This is a genomic window from Bacillus sp. SRL543, assembly GCF_984799205.1.
The window spans coordinates 3,570,600-3,591,216 of sequence record NZ_OZ481794.1 but is presented as its reverse complement, the minus strand read 5'-3'; the positions used below and the strand labels follow the sequence as shown (position 1 = coordinate 3,591,216).

Annotated in this window: 22 protein-coding genes and 1 other annotated feature; of the genes, 19 read left to right on the top strand and 3 right to left on the bottom strand. The window is 49.0% G+C overall.

The annotated features are described in order from the left end of the window. Positions 1-159: 159 nt before the first annotated feature. The 10 genes from AC4E8B_RS18430 to pheA all read left to right on the top strand — a co-directional run bounded on the left by AC4E8B_RS18430 (position 160) and on the right by pheA (position 8,432). Positions 160-936 (top strand): peptidoglycan DD-metalloendopeptidase family protein, encoded by a 777-nt coding sequence (locus AC4E8B_RS18430; protein WP_490214765.1) that lies wholly within the window; start codon positions 160-162, stop codon positions 934-936. Further along, positions 929-1,795, top strand: coding sequence for a M50 family metallopeptidase (locus AC4E8B_RS18425; protein ID WP_490214764.1), 867 nt, complete (start codon positions 929-931; stop codon positions 1,793-1,795). The genes AC4E8B_RS18430 and AC4E8B_RS18425 overlap by 8 nt, the downstream gene beginning before the upstream one ends. Before the next feature lie 50 nt (positions 1,796-1,845). Beyond that, positions 1,846-3,324: an Rne/Rng family ribonuclease gene (locus AC4E8B_RS18420; protein ID WP_490214763.1), complete on the top strand. Its 1,479-nt coding sequence runs from the start codon at positions 1,846-1,848 to the stop codon at positions 3,322-3,324. Between the two features lie 81 nt (positions 3,325-3,405). Next, positions 3,406-3,487 (top strand) — a sequence feature (ribosomal protein L21 leader region). A 13-nt stretch (positions 3,488-3,500) separates the two neighbouring features. Continuing rightward, positions 3,501-3,809, top strand: coding sequence for a 50S ribosomal protein L21 (gene rplU, locus AC4E8B_RS18415; protein WP_009796103.1), 309 nt, complete (start codon positions 3,501-3,503; stop codon positions 3,807-3,809). Between the two features lie 10 nt (positions 3,810-3,819). Beyond that, the gene (locus AC4E8B_RS18410; RefSeq protein ID WP_490214762.1) at positions 3,820-4,152 is read left to right on the top strand and encodes a ribosomal-processing cysteine protease Prp; all 333 of its coding nucleotides are present in this window, start codon (positions 3,820-3,822) and stop codon (positions 4,150-4,152) included. Positions 4,153-4,164: 12 nt separating this feature from the next. Further along, positions 4,165-4,455: a 50S ribosomal protein L27 gene (gene rpmA, locus AC4E8B_RS18405; protein ID WP_009796105.1), complete on the top strand. Its 291-nt coding sequence runs from the start codon at positions 4,165-4,167 to the stop codon at positions 4,453-4,455. 406 nt (positions 4,456-4,861) lie between these two features. After that, positions 4,862-5,407, top strand: coding sequence for a Spo0B C-terminal domain-containing protein (locus AC4E8B_RS18400; RefSeq protein ID WP_490214761.1), 546 nt, complete (start codon positions 4,862-4,864; stop codon positions 5,405-5,407). A gap of 128 nt (positions 5,408-5,535) precedes the next feature. Continuing rightward, positions 5,536-6,828, top strand: coding sequence for a GTPase ObgE (gene obgE / locus AC4E8B_RS18395; protein WP_490214760.1), 1,293 nt, complete (start codon positions 5,536-5,538; stop codon positions 6,826-6,828). 106 nt (positions 6,829-6,934) lie between these two features. Continuing rightward, positions 6,935-7,390, top strand: a complete 456-nt coding sequence (locus tag AC4E8B_RS18390) for an ACT domain-containing protein (protein ID WP_490214759.1) — start codon at positions 6,935-6,937, stop codon at positions 7,388-7,390. 154 nt (positions 7,391-7,544) lie between these two features. After that, on the top strand, positions 7,545-8,432 hold the full coding sequence (gene pheA / locus AC4E8B_RS18385) for a prephenate dehydratase (RefSeq protein ID WP_490214758.1): 888 nt from the start codon (positions 7,545-7,547) through the stop codon (positions 8,430-8,432). A 59-nt stretch (positions 8,433-8,491) separates the two neighbouring features. Here the strand turns inward: pheA and AC4E8B_RS18380 are convergent, their stop codons facing one another. Both AC4E8B_RS18380 and AC4E8B_RS18375 read right to left on the bottom strand, forming a co-directional pair. Then, positions 8,492-9,034: a transcription repressor NadR gene (locus tag AC4E8B_RS18380; protein ID WP_490214757.1), complete on the bottom strand. Its 543-nt coding sequence runs from the start codon at positions 9,032-9,034 to the stop codon at positions 8,492-8,494. A gap of 61 nt (positions 9,035-9,095) precedes the next feature. Next, the gene (locus tag AC4E8B_RS18375) at positions 9,096-10,253 is read right to left on the bottom strand and encodes an IscS subfamily cysteine desulfurase (RefSeq protein ID WP_490214756.1); all 1,158 of its coding nucleotides are present in this window, start codon (positions 10,251-10,253) and stop codon (positions 9,096-9,098) included. Between the two features lie 104 nt (positions 10,254-10,357). Here AC4E8B_RS18375 and nadB point away from each other — a divergent pair, with 104 nt between their 5' ends. From nadB to AC4E8B_RS18340, 7 genes are all read left to right on the top strand, one after another. Further along, complete coding sequence (gene nadB, locus AC4E8B_RS18370; RefSeq protein ID WP_490214755.1) at positions 10,358-11,944, top strand: L-aspartate oxidase; 1,587 nt, start codon at positions 10,358-10,360, stop codon at positions 11,942-11,944. After that, positions 11,913-12,761, top strand: coding sequence for a carboxylating nicotinate-nucleotide diphosphorylase (gene nadC, locus AC4E8B_RS18365; protein WP_490214754.1), 849 nt, complete (start codon positions 11,913-11,915; stop codon positions 12,759-12,761). The genes nadB and nadC overlap by 32 nt, the downstream gene beginning before the upstream one ends. Further along, a complete protein-coding gene (gene nadA, locus AC4E8B_RS18360) occupies positions 12,761-13,867 on the top strand; it encodes a quinolinate synthase NadA (protein ID WP_490219773.1) in 1,107 nt (368 codons plus the stop codon). Before nadC ends, nadA begins: the two co-directional genes overlap by 1 nt. 264 nt (positions 13,868-14,131) lie before the next feature. Continuing rightward, a complete protein-coding gene (gene safA / locus AC4E8B_RS18355; protein ID WP_490214753.1) occupies positions 14,132-15,658 on the top strand; it encodes a SafA/ExsA family spore coat assembly protein in 1,527 nt (508 codons plus the stop codon). Then, entirely contained in the window at positions 15,642-16,631 is a 990-nt protein-coding gene (locus tag AC4E8B_RS18350; RefSeq protein ID WP_490214752.1) for a phosphotransferase, read from the top strand. The genes safA and AC4E8B_RS18350 overlap by 17 nt, the downstream gene beginning before the upstream one ends. A gap of 87 nt (positions 16,632-16,718) precedes the next feature. Beyond that, entirely contained in the window at positions 16,719-17,327 is a 609-nt protein-coding gene (locus AC4E8B_RS18345) for a YhcN/YlaJ family sporulation lipoprotein (RefSeq protein WP_490214751.1), read from the top strand. A gap of 359 nt (positions 17,328-17,686) precedes the next feature. Continuing rightward, complete coding sequence (locus AC4E8B_RS18340; RefSeq protein WP_490214750.1) at positions 17,687-18,211, top strand: BofC C-terminal domain-containing protein; 525 nt, start codon at positions 17,687-17,689, stop codon at positions 18,209-18,211. Between the two features lie 57 nt (positions 18,212-18,268). On the opposite strand, the gene AC4E8B_RS18335 is transcribed toward AC4E8B_RS18340, so the two are convergent. Further along, positions 18,269-18,787: an endonuclease gene (locus AC4E8B_RS18335; RefSeq protein ID WP_490214749.1), complete on the bottom strand. Its 519-nt coding sequence runs from the start codon at positions 18,785-18,787 to the stop codon at positions 18,269-18,271. A gap of 133 nt (positions 18,788-18,920) precedes the next feature. Here AC4E8B_RS18335 and ruvA point away from each other — a divergent pair, with 133 nt between their 5' ends. Both ruvA and ruvB read left to right on the top strand, forming a co-directional pair. Further along, positions 18,921-19,532: a Holliday junction branch migration protein RuvA gene (gene ruvA / locus AC4E8B_RS18330; protein ID WP_490214748.1), complete on the top strand. Its 612-nt coding sequence runs from the start codon at positions 18,921-18,923 to the stop codon at positions 19,530-19,532. A gap of 50 nt (positions 19,533-19,582) precedes the next feature. Further along, positions 19,583-20,584, top strand: coding sequence for a Holliday junction branch migration DNA helicase RuvB (gene ruvB, locus AC4E8B_RS18325; RefSeq protein ID WP_490214747.1), 1,002 nt, complete (start codon positions 19,583-19,585; stop codon positions 20,582-20,584). The last annotated feature ends 33 nt before the right edge of the window (positions 20,585-20,617 follow it).

Genomic DNA, 20,617 nt, shown 5'->3' with positions numbered 1-20,617 from the left:
AAGCCGTTAATTTCGGCTTTTTTATTTTGGATTTTTATATAATATTCAAGCAGCGAAGCTCCCAATCAATCTCCCCCCTCTTTCTCCCCCAAAATGTCATACTCCCCCCAAACCCCTCATAGACTTGTACAAATCAGTTTAGGGACAGGTGGGGAGATTATGCGTTCAAGAGCAGACGAAATACGCAAAAGAATTGAAAAGCGGAAAAAAGACCAGGAGCGGATAAATAAACAGATTCAGCACAGGCTTCCCTGGGCAGAAGAAGAGGAAAAGCACGGCTTCGGAAAGATGCCTGCCTATGAAGGCGCATCTCCAGAAGGGGAGCATCCCCTTTTCAAAAAGGAAGTCTTCTTTTTTAAGCTGCTGGCCTCTGCCTGCCTTGTGCTGGTCACGGCCATCCTTTTTAAAAACCCGTCGGCCGCCTTTGAGCCGGCCAAAAGCTTTGTGGCAAAAACGATGGAAACTGACTTTCAGTTTGCGGCTGTGTCGGAATGGTATGAAGAGCAGTTCGGCGAGCCTTTAGCACTGGTGCCTTTTACCGATTCGAAAAAAGAGCGGGATGAGTCAGTCCCTGCCCAGGAGTATGCCCTTCCGGCCTCCGGCAGGATTCTTGAAGAGTTCAATGAGACAGGCCAGAGGGTAACCATTGAAATTGCGAAGGATGCAAATGTAGAATCCGTGAATGAAGGACTGGTGAAGTTTGCCGGCATTAAAGAAGGATTTGGGCAAACGGTCGTTGTCCAGCATGCTGATAAAAGCGAGACATGGTATGGCAATTTAAGCGGAATCAAGGTCAGCCTTTATGATTATATCGGCAAAGGCGTCGCAGTGGGAACAGCCGCCGAAGTGCTGGAGAGCGGCAAAGGATTGTTTTATTTTGCACTAAAGCAAGGTGATGATTTTATCGATCCGATCCAGGTGATGCAATTTGATTAAATGGCTCCGTTTATTTCAATATGTCCATATCCATCCTCTGCTCTGGGCTGTCATCGGGCTGGCAGTGGCAACGGCCCGTTTTCAGGAGGTGATGATGCTCCTGCTGATCGTCTTTGTGCACGAAATGGGTCATGCATGGGCGGCATCACACTTCTCCTGGCGAATCAAAAGAATATCATTGCTTCCGTTTGGCGGGGTAGCCGAAATGGATGAGCATGGAAACAGGCCGCTGAAGGAAGAAGCGGCCGTTATTTTGGCCGGGCCGCTCCAGCATGTCTGGCTGATTGCCTTTTCCTTCATCCTCTTTAGGCTGTCAGTGCTGGATGGAGCACTGTTCGAGCTTTTTTTTCAATATAATGCGATGATCCTGATCTTTAATCTCCTGCCTATCTGGCCCCTTGATGGGGGGAAGCTGCTGTTTTTATACCTCTCCCAGAAGAAGGCGTTCCCTGATGCCCACAAACAGGCCCTGAGGATTTCGCTTGCTTCTGCCATCATTTTTGCAGCTGTTATGCTGCTGGCAGCTCCCCTTAATCCGAATATCTGGATTGTGCTCGGCTTCCTGCTGTTTTCGCTGCATTTTGAATGGAAGCAGCGGCGATTTATCTTTATGAGGTTCCTGCTTGAGCGGTATTATGGGAACCGGAATGAATTCAAAGTACTGAAGCCTTTGATCGTCCAGGAAGATGAGATGGTTTACGAAGTGCTTGAGCGTTTCCAGCGCGGCACCAAGCATCCGATCATTGTTGAAAAGGATGGGAAGGAGCATGCTGCCCTTGACGAAAATGAGCTGCTTCATGCTTATTTTTCCGAAAAGCTTACTACAGCCCGGATGGCTGATTTGCTTTATGCCTATTAAAGCTTGATAATGATAGATAAAGATTTTATCGATCAAAGCGGGGAATAAAGTTGAAAAAATTAGTCATCAATTATGCAACAAGGGAAAAACGCTATGCCGTGCTGAACGAATCGGGCAAGCCGGAAAAGGTGATCATCGACCAGCCGAAAAATCTTTCAGCAGTCGGCAGCATTTACCTCGGGACAGTAGCAAAGGTGCTGCCCGGGATGAATGCTGCCTTCGTTGAGATTGGCGAAGAAAAGAGCGGGTTTCTGCACCGCGACAGGCTAGCGTCATATATGCGTTCAACCGAAGATAAAGAGAAAAAAGACAAAAAATCTATTTCTTCTTTTGTCCGTGAAGGTGAAAAGCTGCTTGTCCAGGTTGAAAAAGATGCGGCAGGGACGAAAGGTCCCCGGCTTACCAATATCATCGAATTTCAGGGAGAAAAGCTTATCTATATGCCATATGGCCGGTATGTGGCCGTTTCGAGGAAAATCGGGGATGAAGTTTTACGGGAAGATCTGAGGACACTCGGGATGAAACTGAAGGAAGAAGAAGAGGGGCTCATCTTCCGTACTTCTGCCGAAGAAGCATCAGAAGAAACGCTGCAAACAGAACTGGAAGAGCTTCGTGCCGAACACATGGAGCTCGCTAAGGCGGCTTCCTCTGTGAAAAAGCCTGCCAAGCTTGCAGAAAAAGAAACCTTTCTGGAGGAAGCGGCGGCTGAGATGGCCAGGCTTGGAGCCGGCGAGGTGCTGGTTGACGACCTTGCTGTAAAGCAGAGGCTTGAAAAAGCAGCGGCAGAAGCCGAGGTTGTCTTTTATAATAATAAGGAAAGCATCTTCTCTGCCTATAATCTTGACCAGGAAATCGAGAAGGCCCTAAAAAAAATCGTCTGGCTTGATAACGGGGCATATCTTATTTTTGACGAAGCAGAGGCGCTGACTGTCATTGATGTGAATACCGGAAAATACTCCGGCCGGGAAAACCTGCGCGACACGGTTCTCAGGACAAATGAGTGGGCTGCGGCAGAGGCTGCGAGGCAGATCAGGCTCAGGGACATCGGCGGCATGATCCTGATTGACTTCATTGATATGAAAGAGGAAAGAGACCGCCAGCATATCTTGCGGATGATGGAAAAAGAGCTCCGAAAAGATGAGCGGAGAACGAGGATCGTCGGGTTCACCCCACTTGGCATATTGCAGATCACAAGGAAAAAGACGCGGGCGGCCCTTTCTGAATCACTCACCGTCAAGTGCTCGGCCTGTGAAGGGACCGGGCGGATGATCAGTGCAGAGACAGCGGCCTTCCGGCTTGAACGGGAGATTTGGGAGCATCGGGGGAGCGATTATGAAGCTGCCCTGGTCAGGCTTTCAGCAGACGTCCTGGACGTCTTTTCCGGCGAGCAGGGAATCCATCGGAAAAGGCTGGAAGATACATGCGGTCTCAGGCTGTTTTTTGCTGCAGAAGACTCAAGGACTCCCTTTTATGAAATCCGCCAGCTGGGAAGCCTTAAGGAAATTGAAGCAAAGCATAAAAAGCAATGAAGCTCTCTGATGAAAACTGGGATCATGTATTGACACACCCTGTGAATATATGATAGTATTTTTATGTTATGTTTGTAGCGCACCATGCTACAACCGCTCAGAGCAGGTATTAAAGCTTTTGCTTACGGCAGAACGCCTGCAATTGGCGAGTCTTAGTCTATAAGGAGGTGCAGTTCATGTACGCTATTATCGAAACTGGTGGAAAGCAGATCAAAGTTGAAGAAGGCCAAGCTATCTTCATTGAAAAGCTCGACACTGTAGAAGGCGAAACAGTTACTTTTGACAAAGTTTTATTCGTAGGCGGCGACAATGTAAAGGTAGGAAGCCCTGTAGTTGAAGGCGCTACTGTAACGGCTAAAGTTGAAAAACAAGGCCGTGCAAAGAAGATCATTGTCTTCAAATACAAAGCGAAGAAAAACTATCGTAAAAAGCAAGGTCATCGTCAGCCGTTCACTAAAGTTGTAATCGAAAAGATCAACGCTTAAGGTTGGCAGGATGATCCATACGACGATTATTCGTACTGAAGCCGGCCGCGTCAAATCCTTTTCTTTGAGTGGCCATGCCCTCTTTGCCAATCATGGCAAAGATATCGTATGTGCAGGCGTTTCTGCAGTGTCCATCGGTGCCATCAACAGCATCATGGCCCTGACAGGAGTCGAGCCTGGCATCGAACAGGAAGACAGCGGCTTTCTCCGATGCGATATCCCGCAGGATCTTCCTGAGGAGACGCAAGAGAAAGTCCAGCTGCTGCTGGAGGGCATGATTGTTTCATTGGAGACGATTGAGCGCGAGTATGGCAAGCACATAAAAATAACCTTCAAAAAATAGGAGGTGAAACAAATGCTAAGATTAGATCTTCAGTTTTTCGCTTCTAAAAAAGGAGTAGGTTCTACAAAGAACGGCCGTGACTCAATCTCTAAGCGCCTTGGCGCTAAGCGTGCAGACGGTCAATTCGTATCCGGCGGTTCTATCCTTTACCGTCAGCGCGGTACAAAGATCTACCCTGGAGTGAACGTTGGACGCGGAGGCGACGATACTCTTTTCGCGAAAGTGGACGGAGTTGTCAAGTTCGAGCGTGTAGGCCGTGACCGCAAGCAAGTGAGCGTTTATCCAGCTGCTCAAGAAGCTTAAGCTTACTACAGAAAACTCTAACCGACAGGTTAGAGTTTTCTTTTTTCCTTTAAATGCGATTCCTGTCATAGAGCTGATGATCGAGCGTGAACCGCGGAAAGGGCATGGATCCCAAACAGGCTGCCGTGGCTTTTCCGCGGTTCGCCGGCTTGTGCCCGGCCGCCGGGATATTTAAATTTTAAGGCTGTGTTAGTGTACCTTGTTGATTTTGGGCTCATTCGTGTGAAACTCTGTTTTGTTTCACACGCATTTCAGCACAGCTGAATATCTGGCTAAAATGAGCCCAAAATCAACAACAATGTTTAACAAAGCCATTTTTAAAGGAAATTGCTTACTCCTATCTTCTTTTTTGATATACTATCAGCAGGCAATCTTATGACACTAATAATTGTGTAGGAGTGCATTTATGGAAAAAGATTGGAGCACAGTTGAGGTTTTGCGGCATGCACGCCATGACTGGATGAATAAAATACAATTAATTAAAGGAAATCTTTCCCTAAGCAAATATGACAGGGCCAAGGAAATCATCGACGAAATTGTTGTAGAAGCCCAGAATGAAGCAAAGCTTTCCAACTTGAATATTCCTCAATTTGCCTCCCTGCTGTTTACCTACAATTGGGAAAACCATTCGTTCCAGATTGATTATGAGGTGCTGGATGACGTCAAATGCAGAAAACTGGATGACCAGTTGCTTGAAAGCTGGACAAGGTCCTTTTTTGCAGTGCTGGACGGTTCGGTTAAACCTTTTCATGATAACCATTTATCTGTATTGGTAGAGCCTCAGGAGGATGGAATCCGTTTGTTTTTTGATTTTAGCGGAATAATATTAGAGAGAGAATACATCAGGTCTTATCTGGAGGAGCCGCATAAGGCCATCAGGATGAAGATTGAGGAGCTTTCTGGGCAGGAGATGGCCCTGGAAGTGTTTATGCCATTCAGCGGGGGATTATAGCAGCTGGGTGAGCCGGGCAGGAAGGCTGGGGGAAAGACGCCGCTGAACTTGCTTAGGGCAAAGCAGATTTTTTACTGGTGCATCTTTGCATTACTGTGAAGATACAGCAGACAGGAGGAGTTTTTAATATGTTTGTCGATCAAACGAAGATATATGTGAAAGGCGGCGACGGAGGCAACGGCATGGTTGCTTTCCGCCGTGAAAAGTACGTGCCGAAGGGCGGCCCTGCAGGCGGGGACGGCGGCAAAGGCGCAGATGTAGTGTTTGTGGTGGAAGAAGGTCTGCGGACCCTCATGGATTTCCGTTATAACCGCCATTTCAAAGCAGCGCGCGGTGAACATGGAATGTCCAAAAACCAGCATGGCAGAAACTCGAAGGATATGGTTGTCAAGGTTCCGCCGGGAACGGTCGTGAGCGATGCAGAGACGAACGAAGTTATTGCAGACCTGACTGAGCACGGACAAAAGGCCATCATTGCAAAAGGCGGCCGCGGAGGGCGCGGCAACACAAGATTCGCCACTCCTGCCAATCCTGCACCAGAGCTGTCAGAGCATGGCGAGCCAGGCCAGGAGCGGGAAGTGGTTCTTGAACTGAAGCTTCTCGCTGATGTAGGGCTTGTCGGCTTCCCGAGCGTCGGGAAATCGACCCTGCTTTCGGTCGTGTCTTCAGCCAGGCCGAAAATTGCCGAGTACCATTTTACTACGATCGCCCCGAATCTGGGTATGGTTGAAACAGAAGATGGAAGAAGCTTTGTAATGGCCGATCTGCCTGGGCTGATTGAAGGGGCACACTCGGGCGTCGGGCTGGGACATCAGTTCCTCCGCCATATTGAAAGGACCCGCGTCATTGTACATGTCATTGATATGGCAGCAGTGGAAGGCCGGGATCCTTATGAGGATTACCTTACGATCAATAAAGAGCTGAAAGAATACAATCTTCGCTTGACAGAGCGCCCGCAGATCATTGTAGCCAATAAAATGGACATGCCGGATGCAGAGGAAAACCTGAAAGAATTTAAGAGCAGGCTGACCGAGGATCATCCGGTATTCCCGGTTTCCGCCATTACGAGGCAGGGCCTCAGGGATATGCTGTTTGCGGTTGCTGACAAAATTGAGCAAACACCTGAATTCCCTCTAATGGAAGAAGAAGAAGAGGACAACGGCATAAACAGGGTAGTCTATAAACATGAAAAACCGCAGACTGAGTTTGTGATCACAAGGGATCCGGACGGCAGCTTCGTCCTTTCCGGAGATGCAGTAATCAAAGTCTTCAAGATGACCGACTTCTCAAGGGAAGAATCTGTCCGCCGTTTCGCCCGCCAGCTGAGGGGCATGGGCGTGGACGAGGCATTGAGGGAGCGCGGAGCCAAGGATGGCGACACGATCAAGCTGCTTGAGTTTGAATTTGAATTTGTTGAATAGCCAGTAAAGCCAGCTGCGCCGGCACCTGATGGGCCGGCGCGGGCTGCTTGGCTTTTTTCATACATACATATGAGATGGACACTGCTTTATGCGAAGGGGTGAAGGAATGAGACAGGATAAGTCAGATAGGAAATTTTATTTGGTCCGTGAAGATGTCCTTCCGGAAGCCATGAAAAAAACGCTGGAAGCGAAGGAAATGATTGATAGGGGAAAAGCGGAATCGGTGTGGGACGCTGTCCAAAAGGTTGACTTAAGCAGAAGTGCCTTCTATAAATACCGGGATACAGTTTTTCCTTTCCATACAGTGATCAAGGAGCGGCTCATCACCCTGTTTTTCCATTTGGAGGACAGGTCAGGAACATTGTCCCAGCTGCTGGGGACCGTAGCATCCTCAGGCTGCAATGTATTGACGATCCATCAGACCATCCCTCTGCAGAGCAGGGCGAATGTCACCATGTCCCTAAATACAAGCGGCATGGGTATAGAGATTGATGAGCTTTTGGCCAGGCTGAGGAAATTGGAATTTGTTGAAAAAGTAGAGGTGCTGGGATCGGGTGCATAGCCTGATTCGGGCTCCTTTTTTTAATCTTGGCAGCCTCCATTAACGAAAGTATAAATTTAATCTTTTTCAAAGTTTGAAAAATTAAGGACATACATAGTGTGAAGTGTTAAAGTATATAAAAAAGCTGTGGATCTGTTTGGGAGGAGTATTGACTATGAAAGCAGGCTATCTGGGGCCAAAGGCCACATTCACCGACTTGGCAGTAAGGGCAATGTTTCCGGGGATGGAATCTATCCCTTACCGCACGATTCCAGGCTGCATGGATGCTGTCTTGAATGGCGAAATTGATTTTGCGGTTGTTCCGATTGAAAATGCGCTTGAAGGATCTGTCAATATTACACTGGATTATCTGGTCCATGAAGTGGATTTGCCGATCTGCGGGGAAATAACGGCTCCGATCAGCCAGCATCTCATGGTGCATCCGGAACATGCAGAAAAGTGGCAGGATACTGAAATCATTTACAGCCATTCTCATGCGATTGCCCAATGCCATAAATTCCTGCACCAGGATTTAAGGGGCATCCCATCTGAAAATATGACCTCTACGGCTGCAGCCGCTCAATTTGTAAAAGAAAATCCGGAAATGAAGGCAGCTGCCATAGCCAATGAATTGGCTGCAGAGGAATATGGGCTTTCTATTGTGAAGAGGGATATTCATGATTTTCAATATAACCACACCCGCTTTGCCGTTATTTCGAAAAAACCTGTTAAGCTTGATGGATTAAAGGCGCTTGGCCACAAGACAACCGTTATGGCCACCTTGCCCTCAGACCGGGCGGGCGCGCTTCATCAGGTTTTATCTGCATTTGCGTGGAGAAAGCTCAATTTGACGAAGATAGAATCAAGGCCGATGAAAACGGGCCTGGGAAATTATTTTTTCATCATTGATATTGATATGGAAGCAGACGATATCCTGATACCCGGAGCGGTTGCGGAGCTGGAAGCGCTGGGGTGCGGAGTGAAGATACTGGGAAGCTATCCGTATTTCCAGATTGGCAGGAAAGCGAAGGATAAGGCGCCCAGCATACATGAACGGATATAAAGGAAAGGCCAGGCTTTGTGAAGCCTGGCCTTTCTTTTATATATTTACATGCGTATCCTCTATGGAAGGTCAACGAGGAAATCAGCTTCCGCCAGGGCCTGTTCTGCCGCATCCAGGATTGCTTCTGAAGGAGCGGTGATTGTATGGAGGTGAAAGCCTCCGGTAAGCTCTGAGAGGAAGGAAGCATTGGTTTTCCTGATTTTTTCCAGGAATTGCTTGACTTCGCGCCGGTTGGAAACCATGATGGATGCTGTCAGATCTCCATACACAGGATGCTCGATCTTTACATCTTTAACCGTTGCCCCGTGGTCTACAAGCAGATTCAGCTCATCTTCTGTTTTGTCTGGAGAGTGGGAGCAGGCGACTGTCCGTTCAAACAGCTGGGCGGGAGGGACCTGCTGAAGATAGAGATATCCCTGGCTGGTAGCGATGATCGGCTCATTCTTTGCTTTAAGAAGCGTGATGTCGCCGACGATGACCTGCCTGCTTACATTCGCTTTTCTGGCCAGTTCGCTCCCTGTGACAGGCTCCTGGCGCGATTTCAGGAGATCCAGCAGCATGGTGCGCCGTTCATCCCCCAGCACTTTTTTCTGTCCGTTCATAAAAACTCTCCTAACACCATTTATAATGAACCATTCTAACACAGCCTTTTCCTGAAAGCGATCATTCAGCGGCAGGCTGGTGCAGGCTGTATTCCCTGATGATGCCGGCGATGCTGCTGCCAAGTTCTTTGATATCCTCCAGGGAAGAGGTGCGCCCAAAGGAAATCCGGATAAATTCTTTTGCTGCCGCATCTTCCAGCCCCATAGCCTTCATGGTCTTGGAAGGATTCTGCATCCCTGTCTGGCAGGCGCTGCCTGTTGATATCGCGAATCCTCTCCGATTGCATTCAAGCATGATCCATTGTCCTTCAATGCCCCTGACGCCAAGCCCGACTGTAGAGGCAAGCTGCTCCCCGGGACAGCCGGAACCGTATACCGTAATGGGAAGGTCCGCCTCTTTCAGCACTTCAAGAAATTCTTTTCTTTGCCTGGCAGCAAGCATCGAAAAGTCAGCCAGGCTGCTGTAAGCCTTTCCTGCTGCTTCTGCCATAGCCGCTATGGCTGGGACGTTTACTGTGCCGGGCCTGAAACCATTCTCGTGAGAGCTGCCCGGGTAATAAGGCTTCCAGGAAAGATCGGGTCTGACGTAGACAGCCCCAGTTCCTTTAGGGCCGTAAAATTTGTGTGCGGAAATAGAAAGGCTGTCTACATGATCAAGGATGCCGGCTACATCCCATTTCCCGAACGAGTGTACCATATCGCTGTGCAGCAGGATTCCATTCTTCCGGCAAAGAGCGCTTATTTCCATCAATGGCTGGATGGTCCCAATTTCTGAATTGCTGTGCTGGATGGCAGCCAGCACTGTATCTTCTCTTATGGCGGCTTCAAAGTCGGATGTTTTGATTCTTCCTTTTTCATCAAAAGGAAGGAAGGTTATTTCGCAGCCGTCTTCCATAAGACGCCTGAGCGCACTGTGGACAGAAGAATGTTCTGCCTTGCCTGCTATAACATGCTTTCTTTTCTTTCCCGCAGCAGAAAGCAGGGCATGGATGGCAAGGAAATTCCCCTCGCTTCCCCCGCTTGTAAAATAAATGCCTTCTTTTTCGGCCCCAAGCATGAGGGCAAGCTGGGAGCGGCAGCTTTCAAGAAGGGATGCCGCCCGGCTGCCTGTGTCATGCAGGCTGCCTGTATTGCCGAAATATTCCCCGGCCGCTTTCAAATATACTTTTGCCGCATCCTGATCCAATGGACAGCTTGCAGCATAATCAAAATATTTCATAGGAAACCAACTTCCAATCTATTAATGTTAAAAATCACTTGTCATAAGTTTAAATCTATGTAAATATAGGTGTCAAGACACCTGTAAAACAGGAGGGCATAAGAATGGCGAATCGCACCGATGTCATCATCATTGGAAGCGGTGTGGCAGCTTTGCAAATGGCAAAGGAGCTCAGCCGTGATATGAATGTGATTATTTTCACAAAATCGAAAGCGACAGATAGCAATTCCTATATGGCTCAGGGCGGCATTGCTGCAGCCCTCGGCAGTCAGGACAGTCCTTCTCTCCATTTGGAAGATACATTGGAAGCGGGACGCTGGCATAATGATGTGAGGGCGGCAAGGCTTATGACAGAAGCGGCTCCTCAATTGATCAATGATCTGCTTGCTTCCGGATGCCCTTTCGACAGCAGTCCATCAGGGGAGCTGCTCCTTGGGATGGAAGGGGCGCACCGTGAGAAACGGATTGTCCATGGGGGCGGCGACGCAACCGGAAAGAAGCTTATTGAGTTTTTAATAAGACAAAGAAATGAAAATGTAGAGATCATTGAAGACTTTTTTGTTTATGATCTTATGACAAATGATTCTGGCTGCTATGGGGTAAGGGGCATAGGGCAGGATGGGAGCCGGGCTGAAATTTACGCAGATCACATTGTGCTGGCCACCGGGGGCTGCGGGCAGCTGTACAGTTTTACCTCCAATGCAGAAACTGTCACAGGAGATGGAATCGCCTTAGCCTACAGGGCAGGGGCAGCGGTTGCAGATATGGAGTTTATTCAGTTCCACCCTACCCTGCTGTCAATCAGCGGAAAAGGCGCAGGACTGATTTCTGAAGCTGTAAGGGGCGAAGGAGCAAGGCTTGTCACTGCGGATGGCCGCGCCATCATGGAGAACGTCCACCCAATGAAGGATCTGGCTCCGCGCCACATCGTATCGCAAACCATTTTTGATTATATAAATAAGGGAGTTGAAATCTTCCTTGATATTTCCGCTATCCCGAACTTCCCGGCCAGGTTCCCTACGATAACGGAGATGTGCAGGAAAAACGGGATTTCCCTGAAGCAGGGGCTGCTGCCGGTCATACCAGGCAGCCACTTCCTGATGGGCGGGATCAGGACCGATCTGGACGGCAGGACGTCAGTCAAGGGCCTTTACGCCATAGGGGAGGCTGCCTGTACGGGTGTGCATGGCGCAAACCGGCTGGCGAGCAACTCATTGCTTGAAGGGCTTTATTTTGGAAGGCGGCTTGCCCGGTATATCTTATCCTGTCCGGTGCAGTGCAATGAGGCGCGGGCCATGAAAATCCCAAAACCGGCATGCAATCCTGTGCCGCAGCTGCCGGATATAAAGGAAATAAAGGAAAGAATGATGAAAAACGCTGGGATAGTCCGTACCCGTTCCGGCCTTCTTTCGCAAAGGGAATGGCTGAAGAGGTTTGAAGTGGAGAAGTGGGTCCATAATCCACTCGACGGGCTTGGGCCGGAGAAAATAAAGATCATTTTCATGCTGATAGCATCATGGCTCATCACAGAAGCGGCCTTAAAAAGGACAGAAAGCCGCGGAGGGCATTTCCGCAGCGACTTTCCATTTGAGGATGACCAGAAATGGCTGAAAGTACAAATAGTCCAGCAGGAAAATCAAAGAGAAGAGGATGGGAAGAATGAACAGATTAAAGCTGCGGCTGCTACTTGAACAATTTTTTCTCGAGGACATCGGGGACCGGGATATAAGCAGTGAACTGATATTTGGTGAAGAAGAGCAGGGGGAAATTGTATTTTTGGCCAAAGAAGATGGCATTTTCTGCGGAGCTGATATTCTTTTGACGGGCTTTCCTTTACTGGACAGTGCCGTTGATATACAGCTGCTCGCAAAAGACGGCGGTCAGATAAGATCCGGCCAGACTCTTGCAAGGGTGAGCGGGCCGGTCCACAGCCTCCTGAAAGGGGAGCGTGTCATTTTAAATCTGGTGCAGCGGATGAGCGGGATTGCTACAAAAACAAACAGTGCTGTACAGTTAATGGCCGGAAGCCGCACGAGGATCACGGATACAAGAAAAACGACCCCCGGTTTAAGGATGCTGGAAAAGTATGCAGTCCGGACAGGCGGGGGCTTTAACCACCGATATGGTTTGTATGATGCAGTCATGATCAAGGATAATCATATTTCTTTTGCAGGCAGCATTTCAAATGCAGTCGAGGCGGTCCGGTCAAGATTGGGGCATATGGTGAAAATAGAGGTGGAAACAGAAACAAAGGAACAGGTGCTTGAGGCTGTCTCAGCGAAGGCGGATGTCATTATGTTCGATAACCGGACTCCCGAAGAAATCCGCGAATGGCTGCCGCTCGTACCGGAAGGAATCACAACAGAAGCATCAGGCGGAATTACTATGGAGACTCTTGCCGCATATGGGGAAACGGGAGTTGAGTATATTTCGCTCGGCTATCTCACGCATTCTGTCAAATCGCTGGATATCAGCGTAAAAGTCAATATGCTTCAGGAGGTAAAATGATGAATATCTTTGATATAGCGGAGCAAGGGGCAAAAATGCTGCCGGAAAAATATAAATCGATGTCAGCGGAAGAGCTTGAGGAGAGGGTGCGGGCTGTAAAAAGCAGGCTTGGAAAGAAGCTATTCATCCCGGGACATCATTATCAGAAAGATGAAGTCATTCAATTTGCCGATAGCACAGGGGACTCGCTGAAGCTTGCCCAGCTTTCTGCTGAGAACAAAGAAGCAGAGCATATTATATTCTGCGGAGTCCATTTCATGGCTGAAACAGCAGATATCCTGACCACAGAAAATCAAAAAGTATATCTGCCGGACATGAGGGCCGGCTGTTCTATGGCAGATATGGCCGACATCCGCCAGACAGAAAAGTCATGGAACCGCCTGACGGCCATGTTCGGGGACACAATGCTGCCGCTTACTTATGTCAACTCAACGGCCGCCATTAAAGCGTTCGTCGGGGCGCATGGAGGAGCTACCGTAACCTCTTCAAATGCAGAGCAGATGGTGGAGTGGGCGTTTACGCAAAAAGAAAGGCTGCTATTCCTGCCTGATCAGCATTTAGGAAGGAATACGGCCTTCAATCTTGGCATCCCGCTTGACCGGATGGCCGTCTGGAATCCTATTTCAGAGATTCTGGAATATGATGGCCTCCTGGAGGATGTAAAGGTAATCCTGTGGAAAGGGCATTGCTCTGTACACGAAAACTTTACTGTCCAGAACATCGCGCAGGTTAGGGCAGACAACCCGGACATGAAAATCATCGTGCATCCTGAATGCCGGAGGGAGGTAGTGGAACTCTCTGATCTGGCAGGATCGACCAATTACATTATCCAGGAAATCAAAAAGTCTGCCCCGGGAACGGCCTGGGCGATCGGGACAGAAATGAATCTTGTGAACAGGATCATCCAATCACATCCGGACAAAAGGATCATCTCGCTCAACCCGAATATGTGCCCGTGCCTGACCATGAACAGGATCGACCTCCCGCATCTGACCTGGTCGCTTGAGATGGCGGCGGAAGGGAATGGAGTGAACAGGATTACAGTCCCGGAGCCTGATGCTTCCAATGCCAGGCTTGCCCTTGAGAGGATGCTTGCCCGGTCCTGATCTGTTTAAAGAATGAAAACAAATAAATATCGAAGCTTTTCAGCAGTCCCTCTTCTTCCGTGTTATATGGCAAGCCTGCCATTCATATCATGGAAGACGAAGGGACTGTTTTATTTTGTTTTTTTCAAAAGGCGCTGTATGGCACCGCTGCACGGCCTGAGGCACAAAGTTGATCCAGAACCGCATAAGTTTTTTTGATAATGATTAGCAATTTGCCCATTCCGTCATACAATGTATGGACTTATGCATAGGAGGGATATCAGAGTGAAGATCCATATCGTACAGAAAGGGGATACTCTTTGGAAGATCGCCAAGAAGTACGGCGTGAACTTTGAAGAGCTGAAGAAGATGAATTCGCAGCTCAGCAACCCTGATATGATTATGCCCGGGATGAAGATAAAAGTTCCTACAGCAGGGGGAAGTATAAAGAAAGAAGCCCCGATGGGAATGTCTCCTGAAGCAAAAATCAATATGGGCGCGAAGAAGGAAATGCCAAAAGCAGAGCATCCTTTTGCAAAAGAAAAGCCAATGCAGGCTGTGGAAGCGCCGCAGCCAAAGAAAGAAGCACCAATGCCGCAGGTGACGGCTCCAAAGATGGAACAGCCGAAAGCACCTTTTGTTCCAAAAATGCCGCAGCCGATCATTCCGGATATTGATATTAACAATTACTATATGATGAACATGCCTGCCCCTAAGCCGCAGCCAAAGCCAAAGGCCATGCCGAAGCAGGAATACAAGCCGAAGCCGATGGAAGAGCCGGCAGCCCAGATGCCGATCACTATGCCAAAGCAGCAGCCGCAGCTGCCGCCGAAGCCGATGAATATTCTTCCTGGCCTTAAGCCTATTGGTGAAGAGAGCCCTGAAATGGAAAGTCCAGAAACAGCGCAGATGCCGCTGCAAGGAGGTTATAAACAGCCTATGTACCCTTATCAGCCAAACTATTATCAAGGATCTCCGGTGAACCCGGGGCATGGTTATCAGCAGCCTGGCCCATATCCGCAGGTTCAGGGGGCTTCCATGCCATACCAGCAGCAGATGCCATACCAGCAGCAGATGCCGTACCACCATGGCATGATGCCTGGAATGGAAGGTGCCGGCCAGATGCACCACCATTATGAAGAATCTTCTTCCTTTATGCCTATGGCCAACACGAATCCAATGTATGCCCAGCCGACAGGTGTTATGGGAATGTCAGATCAGCAGCAGCAGCTGCCATTATCTCCTATGTCCCAGCAGCAGCTTCCGCTCCAGCCGACCCAGACCATGCCTGCCATGCAGCAGCAATATCCATTTCCTCCATACCCAGCTTGCCTGCACCCGGTTTCACCGGTAATGCCTGGCCCTGGACACGGTGCCTGTGAACCAGGTATGCCATACGGATACCCTCAGCAGCCTATGGTACAGGGGGCAATGGAAGGATACGAATCACCAGGCATGGCCCAGATGCCATTAATGCCTTCACAGAGCCAGATGCCGCTCATGCCTTCGGAAGCACAGATGCCGCTCATGCCTCAGCAGGGCGTCCAGGGAATGTCTGATGACTGCGGATGCGGCTCAGGCATGCCGCAAATGATGCCGGGCATGCACCCGGGTATGCAGCAAGGAATGCATCACATGGGGATGGGAATGCCGCAAATGGGCTATGGAGCCCCGTATCAGCCTCAGTATGGGCAGCAGATGGGCTACGGCCAATCTCCATACATGGGCCAGCCGCAGGGATATGGCCCGATGGGCGGCCAGGCATTCGGAATGCCGCGCTTTGACGATGAGAGCTATGAATTTAATGGATAAAAGCTGGGGAGACGATTCTTTTTGCAATCGTCTCCTCTCCTATTTGCGTCAAATCCTCCCTTTTCCGATAAAAAAAATCTCGCCGATCAGAAACAATGTCATGCTGATTGATACCGGCCAGGGCCTGTATGTGGTGAAGGGATATCCCTCATACCAGCGCCTTAAAGTCCAGGAGGCCTTCACTTCTTCCCTTAAAAAAGAAGGATTTGATTCCGCCTGCAGCTTTGAAACAGTATCTTCTGTACAGCCACTTTATGATGGCCGGCATTATTATGGAGTCATGAAGTACATTGTTCCCGGAGTCCCTTTTTCTTACGATAATGAAGATGACCGCAGCGCCGGGCTGGCACTTTTAGGCCGGTACCATCAAACAGCAGCGAAGATTGCCGGGCGCTATGAAAGGGTGCTGCCGCGATACAGCCAGATAGAAAAATGGCGCGAAAGGGCAGCGCTGTTTTTAAGCAATCAGCCAGTCGTTAAATTTTTTGTCCAGAAAGAAATGATGGAAGAGCTGATGGGCTGGGCGGATTGGTCCATCAAAGGAATGGAGCGGGAAGCGGAGTTTTTTGCAGCTGAAAGTGAGACAGTCCTTCATGGTGATGTGGCTCACCACAATTTCCTCAGAGATGAAGGCGGGAAAGTCCATTTGATTGACTTCGATCTGGTCAGCATCGGTGCAGTGTGTATGGACTATCTTCAGTATGCCAACCGGATCCTGCCGTTTATCGGCTGGTCAGCCGAAGAGCTGGCGAAGTATGATGTGATGGCTTCTTATCTTAACAAAAAGGGATTTATTTATGCCCTGGCGTTTCCCTCCGATATTTTTCGGGAATGGAACAGATTAGTCAGGGAAAGAACATACAGCAACCCTTATAAAACAAGGCAGGTGCTCGATATGACCGCCGGGCAGTTCACCGAAAGAAAGGCTTTTATCACAGAGCTGATGAACCTTGCGAAAGATTTGCCGGAATAGCTGGGCAAATCTTTCAGCATGAAAACGAACCTTCGCTGGAAAGCTACTAAGGAGCTCAGCTCATTATTGGCGAAGGGGGTCAGCTGCTTGGACAAAAAAATTCTGGCAGTACCGTTTGCAGCGTTATTAAGCCTTGGCCTGGCAGGCTGCGGCATGGGAGAAAATGCATCTGAAGCGGGACACCGCACAGAGTCCCTGGGTGCAGGCATGGACCGGAAAAGTGACAATCCGTCCAGTCCGCTCGCAGACTATGACAAGAACTTCTACCAGCGCGATAATCGCTTCAGCCGCAGTGATGCCAATTACCACGGGCATCTTGATGATAATACAAAGGAAGCTAGAAGGTCCTATTACACGGCATATGAAGGGGAGCTTGCGGAAAAGATAGGCGATGAAACGGCAGCTGTCCGGAATGTGGAAGATGTCCGTTCTGTCGTTTATGGCAGCGATGTGCTCATAGCCGTCGATCTCGCCGACTACAGCAGGGAAGATCAGACAAAGCAGGACATACAGCAGGCCGTATCTCCTTACCTGCGCGGGAGGTCCTGTACAGTGGTAACCGATGAAGGCACCTTCAGCCGCATCCGCAACATAGACAACGACCTCCGGGATGGAGGGCCGCGGGAACAGATCGACCTGGACATTAAAGATATGTTCCATTCCCTCAGGCACAAGCTTAATGGCAGCAGCCGCTGATTGTTGAAAAAGCAGAGCTCCGGCTTTGCTTTTTCTTTACATAGAATGAGAAAAAAGGGAGGACAAGGAGTTGAAAAAAGAAAATAAGCAGGAAAAAATCATGGTCATCATATTATTCGCCATCGCTTTCCTTTTAATGCTTTCCATGCTGAGGAGGCTGTTTTTCTGACTGTGCCCGAGGGGTCGAATTGTTCCTGCTATTAAAATCTTTGGCTGTGAAAACAAAGTTTCACAGCAATGGGACCAAAATCAACAGATAACCCTGACAAAGCCAAGTTTTTTAAAAAAATGGCATATTTAACAGGAGCCTGGAAACACTACAAATAAAGTTTTGGAATCCAAACCAGGGGTGATCTGTTATGAGAACCAATCCGATCCGGCTGTTTGCCTCATTTATCCTGATAGCTGCATCATTTGCAGGAATCGGAGGGGCAGTTACAGGAAACCCGGTGCGGGCATCTGAAAGCGGCCCGCTCGAGCTTTCAGTCATACTGGAGAGAGTGTATCTCGATGGGGAAATGAGCGAAGAGGAAATTCAGGAAACCGTCTGGTCCCTGGAGGATTTCTGGTCCAAGTATGACGAATGGCAGCTGGTTGAAATGGATGAAGGCCAAATGGTTTTCCGCCAGCAGGTGGACGACATTTCACCTTTATTAAAATCAAACGGATATTTTGGATTGACGGATGAAGGGATCCTGACCATCTATAACGGCAGGCCGGACAAAAGCCGCATCATCCAGTCTTTTTTTCAGATTGATATAAGAAAGCTTGAAAGCAAGAAAAGGGAACAGCTCGAAAAGGGCATCCCTATCATGACGAAGAACAGATATGTAGAGGTGCTGGAGGCCTTTCAGTTCTATTCAAAAAGCGGAATCGGCCAGTAGCAAATACAAATGCGGATAAAAAAGAAGCCCTGGACCTATTGGCCAGGGCTGGTTTCATTACTTTTCATAGCCTGTTACTACATAAGTGTCGTCTTTCATTTCAACTGTATACACTGCATTTTCGGCAGTTGTCACAGTGGCTTTGTCTGCGTCGCCTTCAATCTTGACGTCTTCCTGCGTTGTATCAAGGATAGAAGGATTGAAGAATGGCTCAGTATTGACAATCATCTTGCCATCTTCAGATTTCTGATCTGTAGCATAGTGTGCATACATTTCTTTTGCCAGGTCTTCGCTGTAGTATTTAGACAGGAAAGCGGCTGCAGAGCTTTCATCAGCAAAGCTTGAGTTAATGACGATCGTTTCTTCATCGGCAGCTGTTTCTTTGTTGAAAACCTCGTTTACCTTCAGCTCTGCGATGCGGATGCTATTGTAGATCTTTGATTCAGCAGCCTCATTCAGCTCAGCAGTTTTTTCTTCGGTGCCTTTTTCCTCTTTGCTTTCGTCTTCATTTGAAGAGCAGCCGGCAACAGCGAATAATAGTGTGAAAATTGCTAAAAGAGATAATAGTTTCTTCAATTAAGTGACCCCCAGTCATTTTTTAAAACCTCTCATATTATATAGAAATAACCCTGAAAATTGCAACTTTTTTCTTCGGCAAATCTTTGTAGTATGATAGAATGAGGTACAGAAAATTTGGGGAGCGAGACATTTGTTTGAATATATAAAAGGCACGGTCGAATTTATCGGCCCTGAATACATAGTGGTTGAAAATAATGGCTTAGGCTATCAGATTGCCACTCCCAACCCATTCAGCTATTCCAATAAGCAGGGCGGGGAAATCCAGATCTTCACCTATCATTATGTGAGGGAAGATATTTTCGCTTTATACGGGTTCCATTCCCGCGAGGAAAAAATGCTGTTTACAAAGCTGCTGAACGTTTCCGGCATCGGCCCTAAAGGCGCCCTTGCCATCCTTGCTTCCGGAGAGCCCGCACAGGTCGTCCAGGCGATTGAGGATGAAGATGAAGCGTTCCTTGTCAAGTTCCCGGGCGTTGGCAAAAAAACGGCGCGCCAGATGATCCTTGATCTGAAAGGCAAGCTGCAGGATGCCATTCCGGACTTCTTTCCCAATCTGTTCAATCCTGATGCGGCCAAGCCTGCTGCCACAGGAAGCGCTGCTCTTCTTGAGGAAGCCATCCTGGCACTCAGGGCGCTCGGCTATTCCGAAAAAGAAGTCAAGCGCATCAAACCGGCATTGGAAAAAGAGAAGCTTACAACAGATGAATATATTAAAAAAGGCTTGCAGCTGCTGCTTAAGTAGGACGGAAGTCTCCTATTGCAGTGCTGGCAGCCAAGGGGTGAATACAGCTTATGGAAGATCGGATCATTTCCGGCGAAGCGGACCTTCAGGATGTTTCCTTTGAGCAGAGCTTGAGGCCGCAGACGCTGAGGCAATATATCGGGCAGGATAAAGTGAAGGAAAACCTGGAGGTCTTCATCCAGGCTGCCAGGATCCGCGGAGAGACTTTGGACCATGTCCTTCTTTACGGCCCCCCGGGACTCGGAAAAACGACGCTGGCCGCAATCATAGCCAATGAAATGGGGGTCAATCTCAGGACAACCGCCGGCCCTGCCATTGAAAGGCCGGGGGACCTGGCCGCCATACTGACTGCGCTGGAGCCGGGTGATGTCCTCTTCATCGATGAAATCCACCGGCTGCCGCGTTCGATAGAAGAGGTGCTGTATCCGGCGATGGAGGACTTCTGCCTTGATATCGTCATTGGCAAAGGGCCGAGTGCGAGGTCGGTCAGGCTCGACCTGCCTCCGTTCACTCTTGTGGGGGCGACCACGAGGGCCGGTTCGGTATCAGCGCCGCTCAGAGACAGATTCGGTGTCCTCTGCCGGCTTGAGTATTATAATGAAAGCCAGCTTAAGAATATTGTTTCAAGGACGGCCGATGTCCTTGAGACAAGCATAGACGATCAGGCAGCTTCTGAAATTGCCAGGAGATCGCGGGGGACTCCGCGGATCGCCAACCGCCTCCTGAGGCGGGTAAGGGATTTTGCACAGGTCAAAGGGGACGGCAGCATCGATGCTGTCCTTGCCCATGATTCACTTGAGCTTCTGCAGGTCGACCGTTTAGGCCTTGATCATATTGACCATAAATTATTAAGAGGGATCATCGAGAAATTCCGCGGCGGGCCAGTCGGGGTCGAGACGATAGCAGCTACGATCGGGGAAGAATCGAATACGATCGAAGATGTATATGAACCATACCTGCTTCAGATCGGCTTTCTGCAGAGAACCCCAAGGGGGAGGATTGTGACGCATCTTGTCTACCAACACCTTAACCTTGAACTGCCCGGGGAATGAAGCTCGACTTATTGAGTAATTAAAGACGGTTTA

Bases quoted from the DNA above. Each gene is read 5' to 3' on its own strand.
- AC4E8B_RS18430 (WP_490214765.1), top strand. From the start codon at position 160: ATGCGTTCAAGAGCAGACGAAATACGCAAAAGAATTGAAAAGCGGAAA.
- rplU (WP_009796103.1), top strand. From the start codon at position 3,501: ATGTACGCTATTATCGAAACTGGTGGAAAGCAGATCAAAGTTGAAGAA.
- AC4E8B_RS18410 (WP_490214762.1), top strand. From the start codon at position 3,820: ATGATCCATACGACGATTATTCGTACTGAAGCCGGCCGCGTCAAATCC.
- rpmA (WP_009796105.1), top strand. From the start codon at position 4,165: ATGCTAAGATTAGATCTTCAGTTTTTCGCTTCTAAAAAAGGAGTAGGT.
- AC4E8B_RS18400 (WP_490214761.1), top strand. From the start codon at position 4,862: ATGGAAAAAGATTGGAGCACAGTTGAGGTTTTGCGGCATGCACGCCAT.
- obgE (WP_490214760.1), top strand. From the start codon at position 5,536: ATGTTTGTCGATCAAACGAAGATATATGTGAAAGGCGGCGACGGAGGC.
- AC4E8B_RS18390 (WP_490214759.1), top strand. From the start codon at position 6,935: ATGAGACAGGATAAGTCAGATAGGAAATTTTATTTGGTCCGTGAAGAT.
- pheA (WP_490214758.1), top strand. From the start codon at position 7,545: ATGAAAGCAGGCTATCTGGGGCCAAAGGCCACATTCACCGACTTGGCA.
- AC4E8B_RS18380 (WP_490214757.1), bottom strand. From the start codon at position 9,034: ATGAACGGACAGAAAAAAGTGCTGGGGGATGAACGGCGCACCATGCTG.
- AC4E8B_RS18375 (WP_490214756.1), bottom strand. From the start codon at position 10,253: ATGAAATATTTTGATTATGCTGCAAGCTGTCCATTGGATCAGGATGCG.
- nadB (WP_490214755.1), top strand. From the start codon at position 10,358: ATGGCGAATCGCACCGATGTCATCATCATTGGAAGCGGTGTGGCAGCT.
- nadC (WP_490214754.1), top strand. From the start codon at position 11,913: ATGAACAGATTAAAGCTGCGGCTGCTACTTGAACAATTTTTTCTCGAG.
- nadA (WP_490219773.1), top strand. From the start codon at position 12,761: ATGAATATCTTTGATATAGCGGAGCAAGGGGCAAAAATGCTGCCGGAA.
- AC4E8B_RS18350 (WP_490214752.1), top strand. From the start codon at position 15,642: ATGAATTTAATGGATAAAAGCTGGGGAGACGATTCTTTTTGCAATCGT.
- AC4E8B_RS18340 (WP_490214750.1), top strand. From the start codon at position 17,687: ATGAGAACCAATCCGATCCGGCTGTTTGCCTCATTTATCCTGATAGCT.
- ruvB (WP_490214747.1), top strand. From the start codon at position 19,583: ATGGAAGATCGGATCATTTCCGGCGAAGCGGACCTTCAGGATGTTTCC.